29 protein-coding genes and 1 pseudogene are annotated in these 23,906 nt (G+C 65.2%); 16 read left to right on the top strand and 14 right to left on the bottom strand.

What is annotated here, in order from left to right; translation table 11 throughout:
* Positions 1-10 precede the first annotated feature (10 nt).
* On the top strand, positions 11-556 hold the full coding sequence (locus AC1DXI_RS15985; protein WP_476939431.1) for a P-loop NTPase family protein: 546 nt from the start codon (positions 11-13) through the stop codon (positions 554-556).
* 157 nt (positions 557-713) lie between these two features.
* Positions 714-1,346 carry a CG0192-related protein gene (locus AC1DXI_RS15980; protein ID WP_476939430.1) on the top strand — a complete coding sequence of 211 codons (633 nt, stop codon included), beginning with the start codon at positions 714-716 and terminating at the stop codon, positions 1,344-1,346.
* A gap of 12 nt (positions 1,347-1,358) precedes the next feature.
* Here AC1DXI_RS15980 and AC1DXI_RS15975 read toward each other — a convergent pair whose 3' ends face one another.
* The 4 genes from AC1DXI_RS15975 to AC1DXI_RS15960 form a co-directional block, all read right to left on the bottom strand.
* Complete coding sequence (locus AC1DXI_RS15975) at positions 1,359-2,516, bottom strand: YihY/virulence factor BrkB family protein (RefSeq protein ID WP_476939429.1); 1,158 nt, start codon at positions 2,514-2,516, stop codon at positions 1,359-1,361.
* Positions 2,517-2,598: 82 nt separating this feature from the next.
* Positions 2,599-3,207, bottom strand: a complete 609-nt coding sequence (locus AC1DXI_RS15970) for a DUF3618 domain-containing protein (RefSeq protein ID WP_476939428.1) — start codon at positions 3,205-3,207, stop codon at positions 2,599-2,601.
* An 18-nt stretch (positions 3,208-3,225) separates the two neighbouring features.
* Positions 3,226-3,627 carry a phage holin family protein gene (locus AC1DXI_RS15965; protein ID WP_476939427.1) on the bottom strand — a complete coding sequence of 134 codons (402 nt, stop codon included), beginning with the start codon at positions 3,625-3,627 and terminating at the stop codon, positions 3,226-3,228.
* Positions 3,628-3,635: 8 nt separating this feature from the next.
* Positions 3,636-4,502, bottom strand: a complete 867-nt coding sequence (locus AC1DXI_RS15960) for a hypothetical protein (protein WP_476939426.1) — start codon at positions 4,500-4,502, stop codon at positions 3,636-3,638.
* A 315-nt stretch (positions 4,503-4,817) separates the two neighbouring features.
* Here AC1DXI_RS15960 and AC1DXI_RS15955 point away from each other — a divergent pair, with 315 nt between their 5' ends.
* From AC1DXI_RS15955 to AC1DXI_RS15945, 3 genes are all read left to right on the top strand, one after another.
* The gene (locus AC1DXI_RS15955) at positions 4,818-5,306 is read left to right on the top strand and encodes a MarR family winged helix-turn-helix transcriptional regulator (RefSeq protein WP_476939425.1); all 489 of its coding nucleotides are present in this window, start codon (positions 4,818-4,820) and stop codon (positions 5,304-5,306) included.
* 195 nt (positions 5,307-5,501) lie between these two features.
* Positions 5,502-5,768: a GlsB/YeaQ/YmgE family stress response membrane protein gene (locus tag AC1DXI_RS15950; protein ID WP_028276267.1), complete on the top strand. Its 267-nt coding sequence runs from the start codon at positions 5,502-5,504 to the stop codon at positions 5,766-5,768.
* Positions 5,769-6,101: 333 nt separating this feature from the next.
* On the top strand, positions 6,102-6,548 hold the full coding sequence (locus tag AC1DXI_RS15945) for an Hsp20/alpha crystallin family protein (protein ID WP_476939424.1): 447 nt from the start codon (positions 6,102-6,104) through the stop codon (positions 6,546-6,548).
* Between the two features lie 191 nt (positions 6,549-6,739).
* Here AC1DXI_RS15945 and AC1DXI_RS15940 read toward each other — a convergent pair whose 3' ends face one another.
* Complete coding sequence (locus AC1DXI_RS15940) at positions 6,740-7,270, bottom strand: hypothetical protein (protein WP_476939423.1); 531 nt, start codon at positions 7,268-7,270, stop codon at positions 6,740-6,742.
* A gap of 331 nt (positions 7,271-7,601) precedes the next feature.
* On the opposite strand from AC1DXI_RS15940, the gene AC1DXI_RS15935 reads away from it, so the two are divergent.
* The 4 genes from AC1DXI_RS15935 (at position 7,602) to AC1DXI_RS15920 (ending at position 11,678) form a co-directional block, all read left to right on the top strand.
* Positions 7,602-10,268 (top strand): PEP/pyruvate-binding domain-containing protein, encoded by a 2,667-nt coding sequence (locus AC1DXI_RS15935; protein ID WP_476939422.1) that lies wholly within the window; start codon positions 7,602-7,604, stop codon positions 10,266-10,268.
* Between the two features lie 167 nt (positions 10,269-10,435).
* Positions 10,436-10,831, top strand: coding sequence for a DUF7793 family protein (locus AC1DXI_RS15930; protein ID WP_476939421.1), 396 nt, complete (start codon positions 10,436-10,438; stop codon positions 10,829-10,831).
* Positions 10,832-10,940: 109 nt separating this feature from the next.
* A complete protein-coding gene (locus AC1DXI_RS15925) occupies positions 10,941-11,105 on the top strand; it encodes a hypothetical protein (protein WP_476939420.1) in 165 nt (54 codons plus the stop codon).
* 33 nt (positions 11,106-11,138) lie between these two features.
* Complete coding sequence (locus AC1DXI_RS15920) at positions 11,139-11,678, top strand: dihydrofolate reductase family protein (protein WP_476939419.1); 540 nt, start codon at positions 11,139-11,141, stop codon at positions 11,676-11,678.
* A gap of 25 nt (positions 11,679-11,703) precedes the next feature.
* On the opposite strand, the gene AC1DXI_RS15915 is transcribed toward AC1DXI_RS15920, so the two are convergent.
* Positions 11,704-12,294, bottom strand: coding sequence for a helix-turn-helix domain-containing protein (locus tag AC1DXI_RS15915; protein ID WP_026537330.1), 591 nt, complete (start codon positions 12,292-12,294; stop codon positions 11,704-11,706).
* 96 nt (positions 12,295-12,390) lie between these two features.
* Here AC1DXI_RS15915 and AC1DXI_RS15910 point away from each other — a divergent pair, with 96 nt between their 5' ends.
* Positions 12,391-13,086 carry a class I SAM-dependent methyltransferase gene (locus AC1DXI_RS15910; RefSeq protein ID WP_476939418.1) on the top strand — a complete coding sequence of 232 codons (696 nt, stop codon included), beginning with the start codon at positions 12,391-12,393 and terminating at the stop codon, positions 13,084-13,086.
* A 37-nt stretch (positions 13,087-13,123) separates the two neighbouring features.
* Here AC1DXI_RS15910 and AC1DXI_RS15905 read toward each other — a convergent pair whose 3' ends face one another.
* Complete coding sequence (locus tag AC1DXI_RS15905) at positions 13,124-13,444, bottom strand: hypothetical protein (protein ID WP_476939509.1); 321 nt, start codon at positions 13,442-13,444, stop codon at positions 13,124-13,126.
* A gap of 146 nt (positions 13,445-13,590) precedes the next feature.
* On the opposite strand from AC1DXI_RS15905, the gene AC1DXI_RS15900 reads away from it, so the two are divergent.
* The 3 genes from AC1DXI_RS15900 to AC1DXI_RS15890 all read left to right on the top strand — a co-directional run bounded on the left by AC1DXI_RS15900 (position 13,591) and on the right by AC1DXI_RS15890 (position 14,905).
* Positions 13,591-14,097, top strand: coding sequence for an SDR family NAD(P)-dependent oxidoreductase (locus AC1DXI_RS15900; RefSeq protein ID WP_476939417.1), 507 nt, complete (start codon positions 13,591-13,593; stop codon positions 14,095-14,097).
* Positions 14,098-14,162: 65 nt separating this feature from the next.
* Positions 14,163-14,588, top strand: coding sequence for a GNAT family N-acetyltransferase (locus AC1DXI_RS15895; protein ID WP_476939416.1), 426 nt, complete (start codon positions 14,163-14,165; stop codon positions 14,586-14,588).
* A 35-nt stretch (positions 14,589-14,623) separates the two neighbouring features.
* Positions 14,624-14,905 carry an AAA family ATPase gene (locus tag AC1DXI_RS15890; RefSeq protein WP_476939415.1) on the top strand — a complete coding sequence of 94 codons (282 nt, stop codon included), beginning with the start codon at positions 14,624-14,626 and terminating at the stop codon, positions 14,903-14,905.
* A 21-nt stretch (positions 14,906-14,926) separates the two neighbouring features.
* Here AC1DXI_RS15890 and AC1DXI_RS15885 read toward each other — a convergent pair whose 3' ends face one another.
* On the bottom strand, positions 14,927-15,745 hold the full coding sequence (locus tag AC1DXI_RS15885; protein WP_476939414.1) for an MBL fold metallo-hydrolase: 819 nt from the start codon (positions 15,743-15,745) through the stop codon (positions 14,927-14,929).
* A 441-nt stretch (positions 15,746-16,186) separates the two neighbouring features.
* Between AC1DXI_RS15885 and AC1DXI_RS15880 the strand changes: the two genes are divergently transcribed.
* The gene (locus AC1DXI_RS15880) at positions 16,187-16,861 is read left to right on the top strand and encodes a ScbR family autoregulator-binding transcription factor (RefSeq protein ID WP_476939413.1); all 675 of its coding nucleotides are present in this window, start codon (positions 16,187-16,189) and stop codon (positions 16,859-16,861) included.
* A gap of 531 nt (positions 16,862-17,392) precedes the next feature.
* Here AC1DXI_RS15880 and AC1DXI_RS15875 read toward each other — a convergent pair.
* The 3 genes and pseudogenes from AC1DXI_RS15875 to AC1DXI_RS15865 all read right to left on the bottom strand — a co-directional run.
* A pseudogene (locus tag AC1DXI_RS15875) lies at positions 17,393-17,548 on the bottom strand (GNAT family protein); the annotation flags it as partial.
* 320 nt (positions 17,549-17,868) lie between these two features.
* Entirely contained in the window at positions 17,869-18,150 is a 282-nt protein-coding gene (locus AC1DXI_RS15870; RefSeq protein ID WP_476939412.1) for a hypothetical protein, read from the bottom strand.
* Positions 18,151-18,270: 120 nt separating this feature from the next.
* Positions 18,271-18,510, bottom strand: coding sequence for a hypothetical protein (locus AC1DXI_RS15865; RefSeq protein WP_476939411.1), 240 nt, complete (start codon positions 18,508-18,510; stop codon positions 18,271-18,273).
* A 236-nt stretch (positions 18,511-18,746) separates the two neighbouring features.
* Between AC1DXI_RS15865 and AC1DXI_RS15860 the strand changes: the two genes are divergently transcribed.
* Positions 18,747-19,799 carry a S66 family peptidase gene (locus tag AC1DXI_RS15860; protein WP_476939410.1) on the top strand — a complete coding sequence of 351 codons (1,053 nt, stop codon included), beginning with the start codon at positions 18,747-18,749 and terminating at the stop codon, positions 19,797-19,799.
* A gap of 78 nt (positions 19,800-19,877) precedes the next feature.
* Positions 19,878-20,774 (top strand): aminoglycoside phosphotransferase family protein, encoded by an 897-nt coding sequence (locus AC1DXI_RS15855; RefSeq protein WP_476939409.1) that lies wholly within the window; start codon positions 19,878-19,880, stop codon positions 20,772-20,774.
* Here the strand turns inward: AC1DXI_RS15855 and AC1DXI_RS15850 are convergent.
* The 3 genes from AC1DXI_RS15850 to AC1DXI_RS15840 form a co-directional block, all read right to left on the bottom strand.
* Positions 20,746-21,693 carry an FAD-binding oxidoreductase gene (locus AC1DXI_RS15850; RefSeq protein WP_476939408.1) on the bottom strand — a complete coding sequence of 316 codons (948 nt, stop codon included), beginning with the start codon at positions 21,691-21,693 and terminating at the stop codon, positions 20,746-20,748. The two genes, AC1DXI_RS15855 and AC1DXI_RS15850, sit on opposite strands and share 29 nt — an antisense overlap.
* 60 nt (positions 21,694-21,753) lie before the next feature.
* Positions 21,754-22,203, bottom strand: coding sequence for a cupredoxin domain-containing protein (locus tag AC1DXI_RS15845; RefSeq protein WP_476939407.1), 450 nt, complete (start codon positions 22,201-22,203; stop codon positions 21,754-21,756).
* A 407-nt stretch (positions 22,204-22,610) separates the two neighbouring features.
* Positions 22,611-23,801, bottom strand: coding sequence for a Fic family protein (locus AC1DXI_RS15840; protein WP_476939406.1), 1,191 nt, complete (start codon positions 23,799-23,801; stop codon positions 22,611-22,613).
* Positions 23,802-23,906 lie beyond the last annotated feature (105 nt).

The following is a 23,906-nucleotide window of genomic DNA, read 5'->3' as shown; positions in this document are numbered from 1 at the left end:
CTCTGCGACGATGCAGAACACCCTCAGCCCTTGCCGCTTGTTCATCACGGGCGCCAGCGGATCTGGAACGACAACCCTCGGCCGGGCAATCGCCAACCAGTGGGCGGTACCCCACGCCGACGCCGACGACTACTTCTGGCAGCCGACATCACCGCCGTACCGGGAAAAGCGGACGCCGCCGGAGCGCATATCGTTGATGCGCGAAGTCTTCCTGCCGCGGAGTGCCTGGGTTCTTTCGGGTTCCATCATGGGCTGGGGCGAGGACCTCGTGGAGAAGATTGATGCTGCAGTGCTCCTCACCCTCGATCCGGAGGCGCGCATGTCGCGGCTGCGGGCAAGGGAACGAATCAGGTTTCGCGAATTGGCCAAAACAGGCGGGATCGACCAGGCAGCCCATGACGAGTTCCTGTCCTGGGCGCGAGGATACGACGACCCCGATTTCGCGGGCCGGAACCTCCGCCGACACGAACAGTGGCTGTCTACTCTGCGCTGCCCCGTCCTTCGAATCGACAGCTCCCGGCCGGTGGACGACCTCGTGCACGCCATTACCCGATAGGCCAAGTTCGGTCCCGCGCTGCGGCCGGAGACCACCGCCATAGTCGACTGAAACTTCACGCGCCGGCCCTACCCTGTCGGGCCGGATGGTGCGGGCTGCGTCAATCTGAAGGACAGCTTCTGCCCGAACTCCCCGGGCCGCGGTTAGGCTTGCAGTCATGGCGATCATCCACCAGGCAGAACTGCAGCCGACGAAACTTGAACTTCTCGCAGAGTGGCTGCCCCGCCAGCCGTGGTTCACGGAACCCGACACGGCAGCGCTGCAGAAAGTAGGCGCATACCGTTTCGACGACCCCGCCGGCGAGGTCGGCATAGAAACCATCATCGTGTCTGTGGGCAGCTCCACTTTTCAAGTCCCACTCACGTACAGGGCCCAGCCCTTGGCCGGCGCGGAACCCTGGCTGGTCGGAACGATGCAACACTCGGTACTCGGCCAGAGATGGGTTTATGATGCCTGCGCAGATCCAATCTACGTGGCAGCACTGGCGGCGAGCATCATGTTGGGCCGCCCGCAGGCAGAGCAATACCTCCAAAAAGGGGAAAACCTGGAACTCCTGGCCCAGACCGTCTTCGTGCAAAGCACCGGACCGAAACTCGATGCAGATCCTGACGTCCCTTCGGCGGCACCGCGCGCCACCGACGCCGGCACCGCCATCGAGACTGCCGACCTCCACTTGCTCGTTATCCGGCGGCTGGACCTAGATGAGCACCCTGTAGGCCCGCTCGCGCTCACCGGCACCTGGGAAGGTCAGACGGACAACGTCAAACTCGCCGCCATCAGTAATGCCTAACAATTCCGCGGGTTAGGGGCGCTCCACTCCGTCGGTGTCCCGAGGATGGTTTTTGTCTTCCTGCAGTTCAGGCTGGTTCCCGTGCTGTTCCCGCAGCTCGCGCCCGCGGCGAATGTCTTCTTCTTCGCGGGCCTGGAGCTTGTCGCTCTGTTTCGTATCCCGTGGCGGCAATTGGATGGTCTCTTCGGCCTCAATGCCGGCCTGGAGTTGCCGTCCACGCTCCATCTCGGCGTCGAACTCGGCACCGAACAGCAATGACATGTTCAGGATCCAGAGCCACAGCAGCGAGATGATGACGCCACCGATCGCACCATAGGTCTTTTCGTAGCTGTTGAAGTTGGCCGCATAGAAAGCGAAGGCCAGGGACGCCAGCAGGAAGATTACCAGGGCGATAGCGGACCCCAGGCTCATCCAGCGGAACTTGGGCTGCTTTACGTTCGGCGTGGCGTAGTAGAGGATGGCGATCGCCAGAATCACGAGCAACAAAATCACCGGCCACTTGAGAATGTTCCACGCCGTCAGGACTGCCCCGCCCAGGCCGATCGCGTTGCCGACGGCCTCGGCCACCGGCCCGCTCAGCACCAGCATGGCCGAAAGCACGAGAACGATCAGCACGGTTGCAATGGTGACGGCGAGCATCGTGCCCCGAAGTTTGATGAACGGGCGGCCCTCGTCGATTTCGTAGATCCGGTTCATTGCCCGGCCAAAGGCTCCGACATAGCCGGAGGCGGACCAGAGGGCGGTGACGATGCCGATCACCAGAGTGAGTCCAGCCGCGGAGGAACTGCTGAGCTGCTCGACTGGTTGTTTGATTGCCTCCACAGTTTCAGCAGGCGCGAATCCCTGGACGATCTCCAGGAGTGCGGACGTGGTCTTCTCTGCCTGCCCGAAGATGCCCAGCAAAGACACGAGGGCCAACAGCGCCGGGAAGATTGAGAGGACCGAGTAATAGGTCAGGGCTGCGGCGAGATCCGGGCACTGGTCCTTCGTGAATTCACGCAAGGTCTTCTTGGCGATGTACTTCCACGAGGGCTTAGTGACGTCGGCCGGGCTGTCCGGTTTGCGGGAGTCGTCCGGGGCGGGTGCCGTGCGGGCCTTGGCGGTGCTGCTCTCGTCCGTTTCGGCGTCGGTCATGGATTCATTTTCAGCCCTGGTTGGGTTCTTGGCCATGGAGATTCCTTCGTGGTGTTAAGGGAAATGGCCGGCCGCCCAGCGCATCAGCGAGGGCGGCCGGCCGTATTCAGACGCGGCCTCAGGCCTGCTGAACGTTGTCCTTGGCTTCGGCGGTGCGATCCTTGACGTCCGCCACAGCGGTCTGCCCGTCTGCCTTGAGATGATCGGTGGCGTCCGCGGCAGTGGCCTTGACGTTCGCCATGGCTTCCTGGGCGGGCTCCTTCAGCCCTTCGGCCACGTGCTTGGCGGCGTCCGTCAGTTCCGTGGTGAGTGGCTCGGCTGCCGATTTGAGGGCATCAGCGGCTTCACGCTCCTTTTGGCTGGCCGGGATTAGGGAGGAAACGAGCAGGCCGGCTCCGAAGGCGATCAGCCCGGCAGCCAGCGGGTTCCCCTGGGTCCTGTTCTTCAACTGGCCCGGCGCGCCCGCAACTGCGGAGCCCGCGTCACTCACGTGCGCGCCGACGGTTCCGGTGGCGGAGTGGACGTGGTCGGCGGTGTGGTCTGCGGTTCCCATGACTTTATCCTTCACTCCGAAGACGGCGTCTTTGACGTTCTCTTTGACTCTGTCCGTCTGCCGCTGGACGATGTGCGACGGCGTGACTTTGTCAGCGACGGCGTCCACGTTTGTGCCCAGGCGGGCACGGGTTGCTTCAATATCTGCTCGGATGACATCCGGGTTTTCACTCATCGTGTTTCCTCGCTGAATCTAGGAGTTGGGTTTTAGGGTGGGCGGGATTTCCTGGAGGGTTTCGGCCGTTCTCGGCATGCCCTTGATCGCGTTCCGTTCCTTGCGGCCCATGGCTGCCAATACGGCGGCGACAACTGCCCAGATGACGGCGACAACGACGCCGGACCAGCCCAGTCCCATCACATTCCCCAGCGCCCACCAAAGCGCCAAAGAGAGGAACAGGAGCACGAAGTGGCCAGCGACGCCGGCGCCGGCGAGCATGCCGGCGCCCTTGCCTGCCCGGGTGGCGGACTGCTTGAGTTCGACCTTGGCCAGTTCCACCTCCTGCCGCATCAGGGTGGACATGTCCCGTGTGACCTCACCGAGAAGGTCACCCAGGGAGGTCGATTCAGCCTTTGCCTGCGCGGCTGTGGGAGGCATTTCGCTGTTCATCGACGGCCGCCGTCAAAGGGGTCATCGCGCAGCGGATCAGCCTGCTGCAAGGGCTCGCCGGCCACGGACTCTGAGGACCGGCGGCCCTGCCCGGCGTCGCGGAGCGGATCGTGGGTTCCCAAATTGGAGTCCAGCGGATTCGGCGGGTAGGTGTCCGCGAGGCCTGCCGTCGGGTAGGTGTCCGCGAGGCCTGCCGTCGTGGTTTGCGGAGCGGGCATCTGCACCGGCGGCGGCGGAACCGCTACCCCGGTATCGGGGATCCGGCCGGCAGTGGACGTGCCGGCAGCGGTGGCGCCCGTCGCCTCGGGGGCGCCGGCGCTCAGGCTGCGGCCGAGACGCCCGGCCAGTACACCGGCTCCGGCCGCGAGCAGGAGGAAGGTGCCCGGGCGCTGGCGGGCAAAGGACTTTACCTCGGTCAGCAGCGAACCCGGGTCCCGGCCATCGAGCCAGGACGCAACGGCGGAGGACCGCTCGGCGGCTTGGCGGACGAGGTCGGTGGCCACGCCGGGCTGGTCGGAGGCTGCCGCCATGGAATGCAGTTCGCCGGCGACGGATCGTAGACCTTCGGCGACCTTCTGCTGCTGGGTTCCTGCCTGCTCGGTGAGATCGGACTTGGCCTGGTGCAGCAGGTCCCGGGCGTTGGTCTTGACCTCGGAGGCAACGTTGACTGCCTCCGTCTTGGCCGTCTCGGCGACGTTCTGGGCGGCGTCTGCCGCGTGCCGCGTTACGTCTGCAGCTTCGTCCTTTGCCGCTTCCTGTTTGGAGTCAGCGCGTCCCGTGCCTTGCGGGGGCACAACTCCAACGCCGGCGTACCGGTCCGGGGAAACTTCGGGTGTTGTCTGGGCCCATGGATTCTGTGTCATCGTTGCTCTCTTTCAGGAATGGTCCGCTTGGGATCGTGACTAGCGCTACCGGATGAAATTAGTAAGCACGGTTACTAACTAGATAGTAAGCACACTTGCTATATGGAGCGCAAGCCCTCCGTCGAAAAACGGACGGCCCGGCTCACGCCCTCCCCACGACGCACCGTGCCCCTGCGGGCTGCGTGCGAAAAATAGTAAGCATACTTGCCAAAAGAGTGTCCGCCATGCATAGGGTGGAGGTTCAGCGCCGGCGCTTTTTGTCGCCGTCGCGGGCAGCGTGACTTTCGTTGCCACCCAATCAGGAAGGCCTTCTTCGTGATCCTCGCCCGTGAGCCCCACGCCCGGGACGGCTACCGGCTTCTGACCGCAGCGGCCCGGTTAGTCCAACGCCTCCACGACGATGCCCTGGCCCCGCTGGGATTGACGCGTGCCGCCGTCATCGCCTTGGAAGCCGTGGCACCCCGCCCCATGTACCAGGAACAGCTCGCCGCAAAAGTCCATGTCCAAGGCCAAACGCTCGGCCGCGTCCTTGCCCGGCTCGAGGACGAGGGGCTGGTTACGAGGACGCGAAACCCGGCGGATCGGCGCCAATTTCGGGTCGAGATTACCGACGCCGGCAACGCCGCACTGCAGGCGGCCTCGAGGGCCGAGCGTGCGGCCGTTCCTGCCGACTTCGACGGGTGGGAGGCCTTGTCTGAACAACTCGCCCGGTTCGTGGATTTCTTCCAGGCTCCACGACCGGGAACTCCAGGCTCCAGCGGCCCTCCGCCCACCCAAAGCCGGCCCCCAGCTTCAATGAACTAGCCCCCTCGGCCAGTTCCCCTCGGCCGGCCACGCCCGGCACGCACGGCCGGCCGCCGCTTCCATTGGAGGCGGGAACGGCGAGGGACGAGCGAGATCCAAGGCCGCTACGCCGGGTATTGCGCGTTACTACGCATGCTGATTAAATCGCCGTTACGGCCGCATTCCACGACCGGTCTACCGAAAGGAAGTACAAAGATGGGAATTCTTGCTTTTCTCATTCTCGGCCTTATCGCCGGAGCTATCGCCAAGGCGGTCCTTCCGGGCCGGCAGGGAGGCGGCTGGCTGATCACACTCGTTGTTGGCGTCGTGGGCGCAATCCTCGGAGGTTGGATCGGATCGTTGATCTTCGGCGGAGGCCTCGCTGACTTCTTCGATCTGCGGACCTGGCTCCTCTCCATCCTCGGGGCCGTTATTGTGCTCCTGATCTATGGCGCCCTTGCCGGTCGCAGGACCCGGGCGTAGCAGGCTCGGTCCCTCGGATACAGGGCTGCCCCTCACGGCGTCCTCCCACGTCTGTTAGACGGCTGCGGGCCGGTTCTGGAACACCCGGCAAAGAACACCCCGGTGTTTCTCGGCCCGCACCCGCCGAATCCAACCAAATGCCGGGCCCCCTGCCCCGCCACCCTTAGTTGAGCACAAGCTCTGAAAGTCCCCAAGAGCAGTTCCCGCTGCCCGCGCCGGCGTCGCCATCGTGAGTAGCCGTCGTAAGTAGTAGCCGCCAAAGCGGCCGATGTCACGGCTCCGCGCACCTCCGACCTCACGGGACCAGAGGTGCAAAACAGCAAGGAGATAGAGATGGACAACCTATTCCGCCGCACGGGCATCGACGTGCCCGAACCTGTCCGGCGCTTCCTGCAGGGCGAGTCCGACACCTGGCTCAGAGTCGAAGAATACCGGGACGGAAACACCTTGGTGGTCAGAACCGACATCCCCGGCATCGATCCCGACAAGGACATCGATATCACCGTCACCGACGGCAACTTGAATATCGTCGCCCGGCGCACGGAGCCTGCGCACAAGGATCAGCCGGGTTACCGTAGCGAAGTGCGGTACGGCGAATATTCACGCAGCGTCCCGCTCCCCCGCGGGGCGGACACTGACAACGTCGAGGCCAGCTATATCGACGGTGTCCTGGAAATCCGCGCCCAGATCCCGGAGCAGTCCGGAGCGTCCGCCACGAAAGTCCACGTCTCCCGCGGCGGAAGCCAGTCACCGGAAGCGCCTGAGAACTTTGTGACCTGACCGGCAATTCCGGCACTCGACTCGACCAGCACTTACCAGGGACCGCGGCGCCTTCTGGCATCCCCAACAGCAGCGAAGCCCCTGCTCGACTAACTGGACAAGGACCAGACCTGCTCGTGCACCTGGCTCTCAGCCGTCGCCTCGCTCAAGGACCCCACCTTCTAGGCCTGCTACGCCCGCCACTGTTGGCCTCACGGGGCTCCCTCCCCGGCGCCCCGTTCCGCCGTGCGGTCCAGGAACCTCCCTGCCCGCTGGAAGTCCCTGACCGTAAACATCGCCCCAATCACCAAGACAGCCACGCCAGCAGCCATGACCCACGAGGCGAACCCGGCGACTCGCAGGACTTGGGGAATGAATGTGAGCGGGAGCATGGTCATCCAGGTCAGCTGTATGGCGACATTCCTTCGTAATTGCACGGCGGCGGCCCGCGAAACGACCAGGTGGTCCGGATCAACGGGTGCCTTCCCGAGAATCTGGCGGCGAATGTCCTTTCGCTCTTCGTCGTCCAGCGAGAGCAGCACGTCGATCCTGCCCGGCTTCGATGCAGGCGCGATTTTCTTCGCGTTGTAAAGGAGTCCACCGATCGCGGAACCCAACACTGCAAGGAAAAATCCGACCGCCAAAAAGGTCGGCCAGTCCGACGGGGCGCCCCCGGCGACCATCATCGCGTCGATGGTGCCCGCCGCGACAAGAATGATCACGCCCACCTGGAAATACCGCATGTAGTAGGCCTTCAGGGCGCCGCTGAGGACCAGACATTCACAGAGCCCAAGGCCGTTTCGCCGACGCTGGGCTACCCGGCACACGGCACTTGGAACATACCGTCCTCCTGATCAGTGCGGCTCAGCCGCAACCCGTGGGGCCGCCCGTGCCTGCCGGCGGAACCGTCACCAAGACGGGGCCAGTGCAGCACGAGGAGGTTCGTATCGAGCGGGAACCAACGGGATACCTTGGCCCCGTACGGCTATGGCCTCTTGCCTGCGGCAGTGCCAGTATGTTGGGAATCAGGCTCAACCACGGAGCCCCGGCTCCGGGCGGAAAGGACTCGAGGTCATGACCTACATCAACAACTTCGGCGATGTGGGGCGAGGCCACGTTGCCGTGGCCGGCGGCAAGGGCGTCGGACTGGGCGGCCTCAGCCAGGCAGGACTGCCGGTACCTCCGGGGTTTGTGCTGAACACCGCAGCCTATGCGGATTATGTGGCTGCCAACCACCTCGGGCCCGGCATCCATGAACTGGCCACCCTGTCGCCGACGGCGGCGCCCCAGGACTATGAGGAAGCCTCGAAACGGATCCGCGCCCTGTTCACCGGGGGCACCATGCCGGACGGGATCGCCGCGGAACTCAGCGCCGCCTACGGGGGGCTCGGCAACGGGGACGCAGCCGTGGCGGTGCGCTCCTCCGCCACGGCCGAGGACCTCGCCTCAGCCAGCTTCGCCGGGCAACAGGAAACCTACCTCAACGTCCGCGGGGAAGAGGCTCTGGCCGCGGCCGTGACCGAGTGCTGGGCTTCCCTGTGGACGGCTCGTGCCATGGCCTACCGCGCCCGCGAAGGCATCGGACCGGACACGGTGCGCCTCGCCGTCGTGGTCCAGCAGATGGTCGACGCCGAGGCGGCCGGGGTGATGTTCACCGCCAATCCGGCCAACGGGCGCCGCGACCAGACGGTGATCAGTGCCGCATGGGGCCTGGGCGAGTCCGTCGTCAGCGGATCGGTCACCACGGATGACGTCGTCGTCGAAGTGGAGACGGGCCGTGTGCTGTCGCGCCGGACAGCTGATAAGGAGGTCATGACCGTCTACGCGGAGCGCGGCACCCTGGAGCAGCCGGTGCCGGCGGCGCGCCGCCGCCTGGCCGTACTGGACGACCGGGCGGCGGCCGAGCTTGCCGGCTACGGAACACGGATTACGGATCATTTCGGGGCGCCGCAGGACATCGAATGGGCACGCGCCGGTGGCGAGTTCTTCATCCTGCAATCCCGGCCCATCACCGCACTGCCCGAACCGGCAGCCGACGTCCCGGACACCTGGCCGGTGCCCTACCGGCACGGGCTGTACTTCCGGGCAAGCATCGTTGAACAGCTGCCCGACCCGCTCTCGCCGCTGTTCGCCGACCTCATTGACGGCTCGGTGTCCCGGTCGCTGAGGGCCCTGATGGCCGGCGCCGTCGGCAAGGAAGTCATCCGCGAGGACGACGTCGGGCTGCCCACTATCAACGGCTACGCCTATTACTACTACCGCAACTCGGGAATGTGGCGGGTGATGGGCAAGTCGCTGACCGCGATGCGCGCGCTGGCCCGCGGCAAGGCGCATATGGGAGTGGCCGGCTGGCGGGAATTTTCGCATCCCCGCTACGAGGAAGTGATCAAGGACTGGTCGGCGAAGCCCGTCGGAGAGCTCTCCGGCGAGGAACTGCTGGCGGGTGTGCAGACGCTGCTGGACGCCGGCACGGTGTACTACACGGCCGTGCAGTCCATCATTCCGATCGCCGCAACAAGCGAAATCTCCTTCCGGGCCTACTACGACAAGTTCGTTCGGCGCGACGGCGATCCCCCCGCCCAGACCTTCCTCCTCGGCTACGACAGCGAACCCATCCGGGCCGAGAAGTCGCTGTACGACCTCGCAGCCTGGGCCCGGGACGTCCCGGGGCTGGCCCCGGCGATCCTCAGCGCCCCCACCGCGGCACTGGCCGGGTCGCAGCGCACCGGGTTCCCGCCTGCCGGCGTGGACCCGGCACCCTGGCAGCACTGGCATGCCCGTTTCCAGGAGCACCTCGGCCGGTTCGGCCATGCGGTCTACAACCTGGACTTCGTCAGCCCGGTGCCGGCCGACGATCCCTCGCCGCTGCTGGAGACGGTGAAGTTTTACCTGCGGGGACAGGGCAATGACCCGTACGAGCGCCAGCGGCTCTCGGCCGCCCGCCGCGAGGAGGAAACGAGCCGAATCATCGCCCGGCTCGGGCCGAGGCGCCGGGCCGCCTTCCTCCGGTTGCTCCGGTGGGCGCAAAATGCAGCCCCGATCCGCGAGGATGCCTTGGCCGACGTCGGCCTGGCGTGGCCGCTGTTGCGGCAAATGCTGTTCGAGTTCGGACGACGGCTGGTCGGCTCCGGTGTTATCGCCGAGCCCGGCGACGTCTTCTGGCTGCGCCACCGGGAGTTGCGCAGCGCCGTCGAGTTCGGCCTTGCCGGGTCGGGCACACCGGCGGCCGTGGCAATTACCGGGGCAGACCGGCCCGTCCGCGCCGGTGCCGTCGAGGAGCGCAAGATGCTGTGGCGGGGCCAGGCCAAGGCCGCTGCCCCGCAACTGCTGCCGGAGAGCCGGTGGATGGAGCGGGCCTTCGGCTCCATGATGCCGGCGGGCCCGCAGGACCAGCTCGGCGACGTCATCAAGGGCGCCGGCGCCAGCTCCGGCCAGGTCACCGCCCCCGCCCGCGTCCTGAGCGGGCCCCAGGATTTCGGCCTGATGGAGCCCGGGGACGTCCTGGTGGCCCGCATCACCACCCCGGCCTGGACGTCGCTGTTCGCGATGGCCTCCGCCGTGGTCACCGACGTCGGCGGGCCGTTGAGCCACAGTTCAATCGTGGCCCGCGAGTATGGCATCCCGGCCGTGCTGGGCACCGGTGTGGCCACCCAGCGGCTCACCAGCGGCCAGCGAATCCGCGTGGACGGCGACGCCGGCACCGTCACGATCTCGGATCAGGCCGATGGGCAGGGGCCGTGACCGGAAGCCGTCAAAACGCTCCAGCCGCCCGCTAGTGCGCGATGATGCACAGCCTCCGCGGAACACTTATGCGCTCCGGCCCTTTGCCGTCATGCCTAGTGATTGTTCAACAAGTCACATTTATGCCGCGGGGTGGGCTACCCTCATCGGAAGACTAAGGGGAACTCATGGCGGAAATCGCGTTGACCTGCACAAACGCAAAGTTGGACCTGGATGCGGAGGGCACCTTCCACCTGACCTGGAAGCCCGGCTCCACGGTCTCGGCAGCCGATGCCGGCGCCGTCGTTGCGGCCGTGCAGGCGGTGAGTGGAACCAGTCGGCAGCCGATGATCGTGGAGGTTGTGGACGTGTGCATGAGTCCCGGGGCGAGAGAGACGCTGTTGGGGAAGCGCTTCGTCTCAGCAGTGGCACTGGTCGGGACTTCCGTCGTGGACCGCGTGGTGGCCGCGGCGCTGCTGCGGCAACAGGACTGCCCGCACGCATATTTCACGTCCGTCGACGTGGCCAGGCAGTGGCTGGGACAATTGGCTGCCCCCGCAGCAGAAGAAGGATCCGCGGCATAACCGTGAGGACCCTGGTGGGCTGACCGGCCCGGCATGAGTGGCTTCATCCCAAAAAGCGTCCGCCTGGACTCCATGGCCCGGCGAGGGGCATCGGCGATAGATTGTGGGCATGGGACAGACTTCCCCTGCCCGCCGGGATTTGCTCAGCGAGACGCGCCGCAGCCCCCTGCTTAAGCCGTGGTACAGGGTCCACGCCCTCGCACTCGCGGCCAGCGCAGTTGCCCTGGCAGCCATCCACGAGGCACGAACACTCCGGCTCCGAAACCTCGGATAACAGCCAGGCGCCACCGACCTGAAGGAGATCTTCATGGGCAAGCTGACAGTGACTGCTTTTTCTACTCTGGACAACGTTGCCGAGGAGCCCCAGCTCTGGTCGGGCCCGTTCTTCAGCGACGCCACCGTGGCCTTCAACGAACAAGTTCTGGCCGGGGCGGACTCGATGCTGCTCGGCCGGGTCACTTATGAAGGCTTCGCCGCCTCCTGGCCGTCACGGTCGGGCGACTTCACGGCCGACACATTCAACGCCATGCCAAAGTATGTCGTGTCCACCACCCTGGACCACGCCGACTGGAACAACAGCACGATTATCGCCGACGACATACCCGGCCAAGTCCGCGAGCTTCGCGAGCGGGAGAACGTGCTCGTGTGGGGAAGCCCGACGCTGACCAAGACGCTCATGGAGGAGAACCTCGTCGACGAGTACGTTCTGCTGGTCTCCCCCATCGTGCTCGGGCGTGGCAAGAAGATGCTGCCGGAGGACGGAACCCGGCACACGCTGCACATCGTCGAACTTGAGCTACTCGAAGGCGGGATGCTGGCCCTCCGGATGGCGCCGGCAGCGGCCTAAGGAGTGAGCCCGTCAGAGGATGCGCCTAGCTATCGCGTTTGGGTGCAGCCCGGACGTGGGCGCGCTGACCTTGTTTGCCGATGAGGCTGAGGAATTCGACCGGCCCGGCGCTGGTGGCGCCGAACCAGTGCGGGGTCCGGGTGTCGAACTCCACGGCTTCGCCGGGCCTGAGGATCAGGTCATGTTCACCGAGGACGAGGCGCAAGGTGCCGTTGAGGACGTAGGCCCAGTCGTAGCCTTCGTGGGTGCGCAGCTGAGGCTCCTGTCCATCCCGCCCCTTGGGGAGGATGAACTTGTAGGCCTGAATACCGCCTGGCCGGCGCGTGAGCGGCAAGATCGTCGACCCGTCTGCACCGGCGACGGGTCGCAGATTGAGCCGGGGGTCGCCGGTCGGCGGCGCATCGACGAGTTCGTCGAGGGTTACCCCGTGCACGCGGGCCAGTGGCAGGAGCTGCTCGAGGGTGGGCCGCCGCAGGCCTGCTTCGAGTCTGGAGAGTGTGCTGGCGGAGATGCCTGTCTGCTCGGCGAGGTCAGCGAGTGTGACGTCACGGCGGAGTCGCAGGCGCTTGAGGCGCGGCCCGACGGCGCTGAGTGTGTGGTCGAGATCGTCGCTCATGGGGCCATTTTGCCATTCGGCAATACCGCTTGCACGCCCACCTGATTGTTCAGGACCATGGAATCTCAAGCGTAATCAGATCGGAAGGGGTTCCAGATGGCCGAGACGGCAGAGACATCGTCAGGGGAAGAAGCTGGGGGACGCGACGGGGATGCGATGACGCACAGCTTCGACAAGGACTACTGGCAAGGGCACTGGGCATTGGCCCACGGTGCCGCGCAGGCAGATTCGGGAGGGAGTGCCCCGAACCCGCATCTCGTCCGCGAAACCAGCGGACTCGCCCCGGGTACAGCGCTGGATGCCGGGTGCGGGACAGGGGCCGAGGCGACCTGGCTGGCCGCGCGCGGCTGGCAGGTCACCGGCGCCGACATCTCCGGCGCTGCCCTCGCTCAGGCGGCCGAACGTGCCGAAGGGCAGTCCGCGTCCGGCAGGGTGACCTGGGTCGAGGCGGATCTGGCGTCGTGGGCGCCGGGAGGCCGGTTCGACCTTGTGACCACCCACTACGCGCACCCGGCGATGCCGCAGCTTGCCTTCTACGAACGCATCTCGCATTGGGTAGCCCCCGGCGGCACACTGTTGATCGTCGGGCACCTGCAGGGTCCCGCCACCCCGGGGCACGGGCACCGCCCTCCCCCGGAAGCGACTGTCACCCTCGCGGACATCACCAGGGGTCTCGACTCTGCCGTATGGAGCATCGCGAGTGCCGAGGAGATCACACGGACACTCCCCGGACCCGGTGACCGCGCTCTGCCGCTGCACGACGTCGTCGTGCGCGCCACCCGACACAGCTGACCTGACCGTTTCCCGCGCGTTATACCCCCGGTCCCGCTCAGTCCGGCAGGCTGGCATCGACCGGGAAGGTCATGAACGCCGGCGTCTCGTACGGATGAACGGACAGCGCGGCGTCGACGACGGCGTTACGACGGGAGTGGGGGAAGATTGCCTCGATCCGGGTTTCCGGCACCTCCTCGGGGGAATCGACGACGCCGACGGCCGGGTTCGCGCCGGGCAGCGGGGTAAAGCGCCCGGTGCCGTCGAGGCTGAACGAGCAGTGTGAGTAATTGCCCAGCCTGCCCGCCCCGGCGTCGCCGATGGCCTGCCGGACCGCGGACGCGGCGTCGGTGGGGACATAGATGACCAGACAATCCATGGGCTCCATGGCAGAAAGTCTGCCATGGAGCACGGAGGAGTACTGGGGCCAGACGCCGGAGCGGCTGCGTGCACCGGGGCGCACGGGCGACGCACCGGCCTATCATGGGGATCACGGAACGGAACCTAAGCGTGAGGCCGCTTAACATGACCAGCGAACGCGAACGCCCTGCGGCGCCAACGGGAAACTTTGCGCTCGTGACCGGTGCGAGCCGAGGCGTCGGCCGGGGCATCGCCCTTGGCCTCCTGGCCGCGGGGTTTCGAGTTTACGGCTCGGGCCGTTCGATCGAGCAGGCGGACCTGCCGCGCGAAATACGGCGACTGCGCTGCGACCATCTCAGGGACGACGAGACGGCGCGCGTTTTTGAAACAATCCGGTCCGAATGCGGCAGCCTCGATCTCCTCGTCAATTGCGCCTGGGGCGGCTACGAGAAGATGGCTGAAGGTGGCGTGTTCACGTGGCCAGCGCCGTTTTGGGATCAGCCGCCGCATCGCTGGACCGGAATGATGGACGCAGGCGTGCGCGCGGCGTTTATGGCCCGGACCGGCCAGGTGCTTGTCGCCGCCGCGGTTGCTAAGGAGATGGGTGTGCTGGACATCGACGGAAGTTCGCCGCCCGTGCTTACCCTGGCGGAACTAGGCTTGGAGGGGTGAGCCGTCCTGCTCCGGACACATACGGTGGTCATGAACAAACGGCAAGGCCATGCAACACTGGTCGGATGCCGGCGTTTAGCATCTTCACTTCCAGCGAGTTTTCCGATGCCGAGGTTCTCTCGTTGTACGAATCTGTGGGGTGGGCTGCCTACACCCAGGATCCCGAACTGCTCATCAGGGCAATCCGAAGTTCCTCGTTTGTCGTGACGGCCCGGAATACGGATGGTGAGCTGGTTGGCCTCGCGCGGGTTGTGTCCGACGATGCGACCATCTGCTATCTACAGGACATCCTCGTACGGCCATCCTTCCAAGGCGCGGGAGTAGGGCGGGCTCTGGTGGACCAAGTCACGGCAAGATTCGCGCATGTCCGGCAAACAGTGCTCATCACCGACAATGAACCACGGCAACGCGCCTTCTACGAAGCCATGGGTTTTACTGAGGGGTCGGACTTCGCTCCGGAACCCGTGCGTGTCTTCGCTCTATTTCGGTAGCGCGGGCGTTTCAGTGCGGAGGGGTGCCTGCATGAATGAGGAATGCCCCGCATAACTTTCCGATCAGACGGTTGACCGAAGACCCGGCCCACGTTCTCGACCGCCGTCGGCGGCCAGGTTTCCTGCGCCCACGTCGCCCAGCTCAAGACCAAGGGCTCGACCGGACCCCGGCCACCATCTTCGTAGGCGAAAATGGGTCGGGAAAGTCCACTCTCGTGGAAGCCATTGCACCTGGACTCACCTGGAAGATATCTGCGACACCTTTAAGGCCAGCCCGGTCAGGGTTGAACTTAGTGGCGTACCCGACCATGAAATGACTCGCCAGCGATAGTCAACGTTCATGTGTCGAGCTCTCCCGACTCCTTTTGGGCGAGGCGCTGGAGTTGCCATGCGTGAACGCCGCTCACCCAGTCCCAGCCGGGAGTGGCTGACGGGCCGACCCGCGGGTCGCTTGGATCATGGGCGTCACGCAAGGCGTGCACGTATGCCCGATCCTGGTCGATCCGTGCGTATACCTGATCAGCTCCGCCGATGGACCCGTGGCCGGGGACGAGGACATCGACGTCGCCCGCCACGCCCTCGAGCAGCCGCAGCGCGGTGAGGTAGTCCTCGATCGGGTCAGCGGTGTCGTTCAAGTCGAGCATCGGGATCAAAACATCAGAAAGCATGTCTCCGGCGACTAGAACCCCTCGTTCCCCAATCAACAGCGCCGCGTGGCCCGGGGCGTGTGCTCGATGCTCGAGAATGCGGACTTGTGGGCCATCCCAAGGAATCTGCGCCGTCTCGGCGGGCAGGCCGGTAATAAGACCGAGGAGGTCCAGCGGTACCTGCTCGGGGATGCCGGCAGCCTTTGCGACCGCATCCACCCCGCCCGACAGCCGATCCCGCGCAGTGGCCGCGCAGCGCGCGGTGCCATAACGGGGAACCGCACCGAGCCCGGTATGCCAGAGCAGGTGATCCCAATGAGGATGCGTCGAGAAGCCTGCCACAACGGTCTGGCCCGAATCGGACAGGTCGTTTGCGAGGCAGTCCATTTCATATCCGTGCACGCCCGGGTCGATGAGCAACACGCCAGCCCGGCCTTGCACGACAACGGCGTTGCTCTGGCAGAACTCGCTCTCGTGGATCAGCACACCCTCCGCGACCTGCCTCAGCACGAGCTGGCCTCTTTTACGTCGCGGTTGGCGTAGTTGCTCCCCGGAACTTGCTCGACCCGCAGTTCGACGGAGGCATTCATCCAGTAGTCGAAGCGGCCCATCATCTCCTCTTCCTAATAGTGCTGCGTTCTGCAACTCCTATAGTGAGGACGAATTACCTGTCAAGGAGGAATCGTCGAACCACGGTCCCCCATACGCCCTCGGCAACCGTGGCCTCGACTGGCGCACTGGCAGCGCCGAGGCACGGACCGGCAGCTCTGGTGGCCAAGAAGCACTGGGGCCGTGCCGTTGAGGCTGATGGCCGGTTCACGAGACGCAGTCATCCCGTTACAAGACGGTTGACCGCTTTGCTAGGATCGGACCAGGCTTTCGTCTCCTACCATTCAGTTGGCGGGGGTGGGTGAAGATCCTGCTTCCACGTCCCAGAGTTGAGGTTCATAGATGGCCCTTCAGGATCGCGCGAAGGCCACCCGCGGTGCCATTGTCGTCGGTGCCGCTGCCGTTTTTGAGGAGCACGGCTACGGCAGTGCCAGCTTGACCCAGGTCTCTGAGGCGGCCGGGGTGACCAAGGGCGCCCTCTATTTCCACTTTCAGTCCAAGGAAGATCTCGCCAGGGCGGTCATCGAGGAGCAGCATCGGATCGTCGTGGCCGAAAGCGAGAGCATCCTTGCCGGGGGTTGGCCAGGCCTGACGGCAATGATCCTGCTGTGCCGCGCTTTCGGGCTCCAGCTCGTGCACGAGCCAGTTGTCAGGGCCGGCATCCGATTAACGTTTGAGGCGACGGCTTTTGGTCCGCCCGTGCGCGGCCCTTACGAGGACTGGATCGCCGTAATGGAGCAGCTTACCGAACGGGCCAAGGCAGAATTGCAGGTCCGGCCTTCCGTCGACGCCGGGACATTTGCCCGATACCTTGTTGCTTCGTTCACCGGGGTTCAGATGGTCTCCGGAGTACTTACCGACCGCGCGGACGTCATGCAACGGATCGAAGAAATGTGGGAGATCGTGCTACCGGGGATCATGCATGACGATTTCAACGAGAACCCCCATGCCCTCTCCGGACTGGTTTCCACTGGAAGCCTCGGCCCGACGCGGATCCGCACCCCACCAGCACCGTAACCGCCTCGCACGGCCAGCGAGGGCTGCGACTCCCGAGCAGGAGGCGCCCTGCCTGCCCTCCTCGGGACTTTCTGCGAGTCCAACTTGCATAAACCGGATGACCGCCTTGTTTTAGCACTGGTGGTCAATTATTCTTGTCAAGGATCCATTGGGGACTCCGCTCGAAGAGGGGCTGTGTCGGCGCGCATTTTTTGGGGGGCGCCGGCACAGACCCCCGGACTGGACTGTCCGCCATGGCGATCTAAACCCGTTCGCGGCAACCGCCGCCGTCACGTTTGAACTTGAACAAGCCTCCGCTTATGGTTGTCGGAGGCGCCCCGATGCATCCCCCAATAGCATCGGGGCGCCCCCATGTGCCGAGGCTTGGAGCGGCACGAGTGAGGCCGCTGTATCGCCCAGCGAATCCAATGGTCCGCTTCAACGTTGCGCCGAGCGTGTCGGACGATTCATATCTCCGGCGCCGTTCGGGAGGCCTCCCCTAGGCCACTGACCGGCGCCAGCACAGCGCCGCTTACCATCGGGACTCAGACCTCAGAGAGAAAGTTTGAAGCCTATGTGCGACGCTTCGAAGCCAAGTCGCTCATAGAACCGGTGTGCTGCGACCCTGGACTGGTCAGACGTGAGCTGAACCAGCTGTGCGCCACGTCGGCGCCCTTCTGCGACCGCCCACGGGATCATCGCCCCTCCAAATCGGCGGCCGGGCAGTTCCAGTTCAGCGAGAGTCATGTCCTCAGTATTCCAGCCATCGAAAATCAGCCAGGCGCCGACCTCCGACACTACTCGAAACTACATGGTGAACTGTTGGACCGCAGCCGGCGCGGAGCCGGCGTGCCAGTCCTCAGTTGACAGTCCCCGACTGACGATTGGCGCAACGGCTTGCCGGTGCCGCTGCCCAACAAGCCGCAGGCTAGAGCCACGCAAGAAAGCGGCTCCAACTTTTCGGGCCACCGTTCACGCATCCTTTTAGACCTTGGGAATAACAGGCCGGGAACCCTGGATGGGACGGATCAGGCGATAGCGGACGGATTTGCCGGCTGCGTGGCGTTGGCCCGCCGGCGCGAGGCCAGCACTCCAATGATCGCGGTCACCACGACGACAAACGTTACTGGAACTGACGCGTTGAGGACGAACGAGAGTTCCATTTGGTGCGGGAGAAGCATAGATTCGTCCCACCCCGCATTGTCGGCGCGATTGATGATGTCTGCGTCGATCGGATTCCACAGGATGGCGGCGACACTTGTCGCCACCAAGGCGCAGAGACTCAGTGCGAGCTGGACGACGGACAGCACTGACGGCTTTCCATTGTGGCTTGACGGATGTTTGTCCGTAGCTTCCCCCGCTTAGTCTCAGTCGCGGCCGTTGCAGCCGCCGTTACTGCATTGCCCGTTGCCCACCGCCGGGGGGCGACGTCAGCCGGCCCGGTCGCTTCGATAAGCCCTGAGTGCGTCTTCTCTGATCCACTTTCGGGTCAGGAAAGCGTCCAGAACGAAAGAAGCGCCGAGGATCGTCCAGGAAGTCCATACTGGCGCAAGGCCGGCAATCACCCAGCCCCCGACAACAACAACGAAGCCGACGGAGACGTAGCCATAGATTCGGCGTGCGCGGGTCGCAAATCGTGCCTCTTGTGTCTCGCGAAAGTAGTTCAGCATCAGTCCCCCCAAGGTTCGAATCGGAGCCTACAGCACGGGCTGCGGCAACTAGCGAAAATGGATGCGTGCCAGATAGGGTTTTAACCCACAAAATTTCTGAATCACGGAGTTATCAGGCTCGCCACCCGCAGCGCCATATGGTCCGCACCTCCTCCGCAGCACGGTAGAGGATCTTGCACCGGCACGTCGGGTCGTCGAGTTGCCTCGAACCACGCCCCATCTGGTTCGATGAGTGAATGGATCATTCGCAGCTGAAGCTGTCCGCCCCGAAGCTCATTGCGGGCGATCGGGTCGCGGTTCTCTCCCCGTCCTTCGCCGCCCCGGGATTCGCCCCGGCCGTGCATGAGCAGGCGATGCGGCGGCTCACTGCGGCTACGGGGTTGATCCCCGTGGAATTCCCGACGACTCGCAAGCTCGGATCCAGTCCCGAGGAACGGGCGGCGGACATCAATGCGGCGTTCGCCGATCCCAGCATCCACGCTATTCTCGCCACCATCGGCGGCGACGACCAGATCACGGTCGTACCTCATCTCGACGAGGCGGCCGTCCGGGCGAATCCAAAGATCTTCATCGGATACAGCGACAACACCAACCTGCTCAACTGGTTGTGGTCACTCGGGATATCCGCATACTACGGCGGTTCGACCCAAGTCCACCTCGGCGCCGGGCCGGGTGCGGACGACGTCCACCTCGCTTCCCTGCGGGCTGCGCTGTTCACCGGGGGCGAGCTCGACATTACCGATCCCGGGGAGTCAGAGGACTTCGGGCCGGATTGGCTCGATCCGCGGGCACTCGTCGAATACGGCGACCGCGAGCCCACCGAACCCTGGGCGTGGACGGGCGCCGAACGCACGGTCTCCGGTTACACGTGGGGTGGCTGCATCGAAGTCCTCGACCAGCTCGCCATCGCCGACAGGCTGCCCTCCGTCGATGCGCTCCGGGGCGCAATCTTGATCCTCGAAACCAGCGAACTGCTGGCTCCCGCAGATTGGGTCAAGCGATGGGTTCGTGCGCTCGGCGAGCGTGGTGTCCTGGGGGCGGTCGACGGCGTGATGGTCGCCAGGCCTCCCGTCAGCAGCCACGGGCAGGTTCCGCCTGCCGCCGAACGGGCTCGGCTGCGCGCCGCACAGCGCGATGTGGTCAGCACCGAAATCGCACGATACAACCCGGACGCCGTCGTGTGCATCGGGGTCCCCTTCGGGCACACCCGGCCGCAGTGGATCCTCCCCTACGGCGGTCGAATCCAACTCGACGGAGAAGCTAGGACGGTTACCGCCAGCTATGCCTGATCGTGGCTGGCAGTACCCGGCAAGGGATCTGATCGGGAAGTTTCACGAGTGTGGCACCGCACCGCATAGCATCGCTACATGACACAGGTTGCGATGCCCATTGCTGCCCGCGACCGGCTGCTCGAACGATTCGGCCCCGCGGCAGCGTCCTGGATCGACGACTTCGGAACGATCGTTGGAGAGCTCTGTACGAAGTGGGGAATGGAGCCCCGCACTGTCTGCGCGGGCGGGACCGGTGCCGTCGTCGAGTGCGTGTCGACCGCGGACGGAACGCGGTACGCGCTCAAGCTCTCACCCGACCCCACAATCTCAGAGCAGGAGGCCTCCGCGCTCACGTATTGGGCAAACGCGCACACCGTCGTCGACCTGGTGGACGCGGACGCCACCCGTGGCGCGATCTTGCTCCGTTGGCTCCCCGACGCCACCAAACTGACCGAAGCGTTCAGCATCGCGGAGGTTACCGGTCTCATCAGCGACCTCTACACGCCAAACAGGACACCGCCACCGAATGTTCCCCGTGCCCGTGAGCGCGTGGAGTTCGTGTTCGAGTTGTGGGATCGCCGACGACGCGCTCTCCCGAACTCACCGATCGACGATGCAGTCTGGCGTCGATGCCACGCTGCTGCGATGGATATGGCAAATGACGGGGATTGGCTTCTTCACGGCGATCTTCACCCAGGCAACATTCTGCGGACGGGTAACGGCGGCCGAATTGTCGCAATCGACCCACGGCCGTGCATTGGTGATCCAGCGATGGACCTCACCGACCTGGCTATGTCTGGCGCGACCAGCGAGGCGGCCATCCGCAGCCGGTGCCGACAGCTCGCTGATATTGCTGATCCAATCGACCCAGACCGGCTGTGGCTCTGGTGCCGCAACTTCGCCCCGATCATGGCTGTCTCACTCGCCCGCCGCGCTGCGGGGACCGCCACCATCATCATCATCATCATGCGCACCCTCGCCAACGCCCGCTGAGCACTCCCTGCCACCATCGAGAGCACCCGTCGAGTGTGAAGTCAGTGAAGAAACTCGATTTCCAATAGTGGTTCCGGCCCCGCGGAAAGCCGGCATCATGCTCGCCGCTCCAGCAGACGCCGACGCCGAAAACAGGGCGCCCAGAGGCGTCACACCCCAGGCTGGCCGACATCGAGAGTTCGTCGGGGCAGGAAGCGGCGAATCCGGGATAAAGGCCCAGGACCTCCCTTGTCCGTTCGGCCGGGAATGAGAGCGCTCCGGCAAGAACCTGCCCGACGGGATGCAAATCATAGGTGAAAGACGTTACAACGCCGAAGTTGCCGCCGCCCCCACGGATGGCCCAGTAGAGGTCTGCGTGTTGGCAGGGGCTCGCCGTCAGCAGCCTGCCATCCGAAGTCGCGATGTCGGCGGCCAGCACGTTGTCGCAAGCGAGCCCGTGTTTGCCGTTGAGCCAGCCGATGCCACCCCCGAGAGTCAAGCCGGCGATGCCGGTAACCGACACGACTCCGAGCGGCTTGGCCAGGCCGAGCGCCTGAGTGGCGACGTCAAGGTCGGCCAGGAGCGCACCCGCTCCAGCCACGGCGACCCGCCGTTCGGCGTCGACCTGAACGTTCTTCATGCCGGAGCAATCCAGCATGAGCCCATGGGCGCCGACGGCGTTCCCTGCCACGTTGTGGCCGCCGCCCTTAGTGGAGACGGGGAGATCGTTTTCCCGGGCGAAGGTCACCGCACGGCGAATATCGTCGGCGTCGGCCGGGCGGACAATCACGTCCGGACGGCGGTCAATCATCGCGTTAAAGACCTTCCGGGCTTCGTCGTAGCCGACGTCTCCTGGACGGAACAGCAGGCCCCGGAGAGCCGAGCTCAGGCCATCGACGTCGGCCGGGTCAAGCGACGGTGAGGGGGTCCGGGAAGCCACGCCACGGCACCTTTCTCGTTCGAGATCGTCAGGAACGCTCCCTGGCCCACGGCGTCGTGCTCATTTGACCGTCAGTGAGCCGTGCATGTTGGGGTGGTAGGTGCAGTGAAAGGCGTAGGTCCCCGGTTCGGAAGGTGCCTTGAATGTGGCCGTACCCCCGTTTTCCTTGACCTCGACATCAAAGAGAGTCACATTCTGGTCAGCGGTTACCGTGTGCTCGGCAGTGTCCATGTTGATCACCTTCACCTCAGCGCCGGGAGCCACCGCACCAGGGATCTCGTAGGCGAAGTTGCTGATCGTGATGGTCGCGGCGGCGGCGTTTGCCGCCCCGCTGCCCGATCCTGAAGCGGTGGAGCCGGCCGGGGCAGACGGTTCCATCGACATGCTGGGAGAGGTCCCGGCCGTCGTGGCGGGCGCCGGCGTCTGCGTTCCGCCGCCTCCGGCACAGCCGCTCAGCCCGATCAGTACCGTTGCCAGCACAAGTGCAGTCCGTGTCTTGTTGCTCGTCATGATGTGCCGTCCTCGACGCTGGAGGGGGCTGAGGAATCAGCCCGGCTTCCTTCCATTCTGCATCCGCCACCATCAAAAAGCACCGCTAGATAGCTGCGTCAGAGAGCACCGGCCAGCAGGGCTGCGTCCTTGCCTTTTGCAGGTAGGCCATGAGTCCGGCCAGTTGCTCCGGGGTCCAGGGCAGATCGGCGCTGAGGGCAGCCTGATTGTCATGCCACATGGAACGGGCCGCGGCTTTGGTCTCTTCGCCGGCAGGGCGGCCCCGTCGATGCGATAAAGCAGGTCGCGTATCCGGTCCTGGACCGCCTGGACCTGCTCGGCGTGCCGGCGAAGGTCCAGCAATTGCCTTCCAGGAGAGTGCGCAGCGAGCCCTGGGGACGGGCCGCCGTCTCCGGTTCCGTCCCCGGTCAGCCGGACTTCCCGACGTCGGCCAACCGGTTGTTCAGCCGGTCCACCTCGTCGAGGACTTCGGTCGCCGCCCAGGCGCGGCTGCGCTTGGACTGGGTGACCGGGGTGATGACTCCGGCGTTGGTGAGCCGCTGCAGTGCGGCGTAGACGGAACTCTCGGCGACGCCGGCAATATGGGCAGCGCTGTGGGCCTCGAACACGGGCCGCTCCAGCAGCCACGGGATGATCTTCTCGTCCGCGGATCCTCTCCGAGGCCTGGCCAGCTCGAGCCACATCACCGGCAGCGCATCGAGGGCGGCGACGGATTCCCGGGCCGCATCCGAGGCGCGGACTGCGGAACGGGCCAGATAGAGCACGAACGGATCGGCATCACCGGAGCGGTAGTTGTTGACCAGGTTGAAGTAAGTGTCGACGTCGGCGACCATCGCCGACGCAATCGGGGTGACGGTGTTCTTGGTGAGCCCACGACGCCGGGAAATCGCACCAATGAGGGCCCGCCCGATCCGGCCGTTGCCGTCGGTGAACGGGTGGATGGACTCAAAGTGGGCGTGCGCGATCGCCGCCTGCGCCATGATCGGCACGTCGCGGCGGTTGCAGAAGACCATCAGGTCTGCCATCAGGTCCGGCACGAGCTCCGGCGGGGGCGGGACGTGGATGGCGCCGCGCGGTGAATGGTCGCTGCCGCCGATCCAGTTCTGCACGTCCCTGAGCCGGCCGGCGTGTGGGCCGTCCATCGGGTCGTCTTTCATGAGCGTGTGATGGGCGGCCAGCATAGCCTCCAGCCGGATCTCGCCGGTTTGCCCGGCGTCGTCGATCATCCCTTGCACAGCGTCGGCGGCAGCCACCATGGAGCGGGCGTCGTCACTGGCCTTGAGCCCGATCATGGCCCGGGCGTAGTCGTCGCGGTTGGCGTTGACGTGCTCGATTTTGGAGGAGGAGACCGCCTCGCTGCGGAGCAGGAACCCGCTAATGGCGGCCATCCGCGTGCCGGCGGTGACGTCCAGGGACGCTATGGCGACGGCGGCCTCTTCCAGGGCGATAATGGTCTCACGCCCCGGATCGAACCAGCTCCCGGCGATCAAGGGCGGCAGAGAGACCACAACCTCAGTGAATTCCCGGTCTTCGCGGGGCGGCCGCCCAGACGACTTCCACGGCATCGTCTTGCTGCCGTGCGCAGGCCAGCGGGTCATGGATCCTCCGGAAGTCTAAATAGTCACCTTGCTATTTAGACTTTAGGGGCTAAACATGAATAACGCGACGCGTGTTTGGGGAAACCCGCCGTGGCGGAGCACTCT

The organism is Arthrobacter sp. P1_H7 (assembly GCF_056405215.1).
This window is presented reverse-complemented; position numbering and strand designations above follow the sequence as displayed.